1 protein-coding gene and 1 pseudogene are annotated in these 2,957 nt (G+C 72.8%); both read left to right on the top strand.

The genetic code is table 11. The features are described 5' to 3' along the window. A pseudogene (locus KDL28_RS38175) lies at positions 1-803 on the top strand (Rieske 2Fe-2S domain-containing protein); the annotation flags it as partial. A 188-nt stretch (positions 804-991) separates the two neighbouring features. Then, a complete protein-coding gene (locus KDL28_RS38170; protein WP_252446374.1) occupies positions 992-2,665 on the top strand; it encodes an ABC transporter substrate-binding protein in 1,674 nt (557 codons plus the stop codon). Positions 2,666-2,957 lie beyond the last annotated feature (292 nt).

Genomic DNA, 2,957 nt, shown 5'->3' with positions numbered 1-2,957 from the left:
CCAGCCACATCTCCTGGCTGCACCAGTGGGACGGCGTCGAGCAGATCCCCGACGACGGCAGCGACAAGCCCGGCTACCCGACCAACGCCATGTCGTGGAAGTTCTGGCGCCACGACCGCGCGCCCCGTCTCGAGATCGAGGACACCTGGTACGGGTTCAAGTACGCCGGGATCCGCACCACCCCCAACGGGCACACGCACGTGCGCGTGACCGCCTACTGCTACCCCTTCTTCACCGTCGTGGCCGCGCTGCCGTTCAGCACCCGCCACGGCGTGTTCGTCCCGATCGACGACCACAACACCGCGCGGTTCACCTTCGTCACCCGCGACGTGGAGAACCCGCACGGGATCGGCGGACCGGGGCTGTTCGAGCGGACCCCGTTCACCCACGCCCGCAACGAGCAGGGCACCGGCGTGCTGCCCCGCGTGTACACCGCGGAGAACGACTACGGCATCGACCGCGTGGTGCAGCGCACCCTGACCTACTCCGGGGTCGCCGAGTTCGTCAGCCAGGACTTCATGGTCACCGAGTCGATGGGCCAGATCTACGACCGCAGCCAGGAGCGGCTGGGCACCTCGGACAAGGCCATCATCCGGATGCGCCGGCTGCTGCTCGGCGCCGCCCGCGGCCTCGCCGACGGCGCGCCGCCGCCCGCCGTCGACGGCGACCTGGACTACCGCGGCATCCGGTCGGCGGAGAAGATCCTGGAACCGGGGGCCGACTGGCGCGCGCTGGGCACCGACGACGACCCGCTCGTGCGCGAGACCGACCCGCCCGCCCGGCTGCCGCAGGCGGGCGGCTGACGCACAGCTTGGCGTTGCGCGCGCGGTTCCCGGAGCCTGCGCGCATTTCGTCGTCCGGAGCCCCGGACGGCCCCCGCGCTGTGCCTACTCTGCGCCCACCTCCAGGTCGGGCCACACGTGCCGCAACGGGCACCACCGCCCCGGGAGGGCCGTACGACGACGTCCGGTGCTGCGACGGGATGGTGCTGATGAACCGCGTGGACCCCAGGGCCGGTCTCCCCCGCGCCCGCACCCCGGGCCGCGCGCGCCCGAGCGCCGCGGCCGCCCTGCTGGTCGTGCTCTGCCTGGTCCTGGCCGGCTGCGGGTCCGCGCCGGGCCCGGCGTTCGGCGGCGGCGAGCCGGAGTCGGTGGGCGCGCTCGACTCCTCGCAGCCCTGGGGCGGCGATCCGGCCGAGGAGGGCACGCCGGTGCGCGGCGGGACCCTCGTCGTCGGGATGTACACCGAGTCGCGCTCGCTGGACCCGACCGTCGGCAACAGCCTGATGGCCTCGGCCATCTACGACTCGCTGCTGAAGATGGACCGCGAGGGCCGCCCGCAGCCGCAGCTCGCCGAGTCGATGACCAGCCCCGACGGCGGCACCACCTGGACGCTGACCCTCCGCCCGGCGGTGACCTTCCACGACGGCACCCCGCTCGACGCCGACGCCGTCATCTTCAACGTGCGCCGCCAGCTGGACGACACCACCGCGCTGGGGCACCTCTACACCGAACCGATCGCCGCGATGACCGCCACCGACCCGCGCACCGTCACCTTCACGCTCAAGCGCGCCACCAGCACGTTCCCGATGTCGTTCGCGCTGCCGTTCTCCTCGGGCAACCTGGGCTCCATCGCCTCGCCGACCGCGGTGCAGGCCGGTGGCGAGGCCTACCCGCGCAACCCGGTGGGCGCCGGCCCGTTCCGGTTCGTCAGCTGGGCCCAGGACAACAAGACGGTCGTCGAGCGCTTCGACCGGTACTGGGACGAAGGCAAGCCCTACCTCGACGGCATCGAGTTCCGCCCGCTGCCCGACACCGACTCGCGCTACGCCTCGGTCGTCAACGGCGACATCGACCTGAACATCGGCGGCTTCTTCAGCGAGCTGGAGCGCGCCTCGGCCGACGACACCCTGCAGACCTACTGGGGCCCCGGCGGCGACGGGCAGTACCTGTACTTCAACCTGACCAAGGCCCCGTTCGACGACCGACGCATGCGCGAGGCGCTCATCCGGGCCGTCGACCCCGCCGCGCTCGACGCCACCCAGTTCCGCGGCCGGGGCCAGCTCGCCACCACCCCGTTCGCCGAGGACAGCCCGTACTTCAGCCGGCATGCCGCGGACGCCTACCCCGGCTACGACGTGGAGCGCGCGAAGCAGCTCGTGGCCGACTACCGGGCGTCCGGGGGCGATCCCACGTTCACCTACAACACCGGCAACTCGCCCGACGACCACCAGCTGGCCCAGTTCCTGCAGGCGCAGTGGGCGGCGATCGGGGTGACGGCGAACCTGCAGTTCGACGACATCTCGACGTTCATCGGCCCGATCGTCCGCGGCACCCGGTTCGGCACCGCGACCTGGATCACCGGCCCGTACGAGAGCCCGTACCCGTTCATGGTCAACCAGTTCAGCACCACCGGCATCAACAACTACGGCAAGTACAGCAACCCGGACGTCGACGCGGCACTCGCCGAGGCCGGCGCGACCGCGGACCCGGCGGCGCAGGTGGCCGCCTACCAGCGGGCCCAGGTGCTGATCAGCCAGGACCTCCCGGTGCTCTGGCTGGCCCGGGCGGCCAAGGCGGCGATCGCCCGGCCGACGGTCAAGGGGGTGTCGCGGTACCTGTCCAGCGAGATCTTCTGGGCGGGGGTGTGGAAGGCGCCTGCCTGATCCGGAGGCACTTACGTCGGATCGTGCTGGGCGCGCCGCCCGACGAGGTTGCGGTTCAGGCCGCCTCCGGCGGCGGCCACCAGCCGTGACACTTTCGTCCGGATCGTGCTCGGCACGTCGCCCACGGACGTTGCGGTTTAGGGCGCCTCCGGCGGCGCTTCCAGCGGGGACCTCAGCTCAAGCAGGGGGGCGACGTGCTCGGGAGGGGTGTGGGCGCTGCGCGCCCACCGGCCGGGCCCGGCGCGGCTCGCGGTGGTGCGCGCCCCCCCGCCCGGCGGGCGCGCCGCCCCCC

It is taken from the genome of Pseudonocardia humida, from assembly GCF_023898865.1.
Classification (GTDB): Bacteria; Actinomycetota; Actinomycetes; order Mycobacteriales; family Pseudonocardiaceae; genus Pseudonocardia; species Pseudonocardia humida.
Note: the sequence above shows the minus strand (reverse complement) of the source record. Positions and strands in the feature narration are given on the sequence as shown.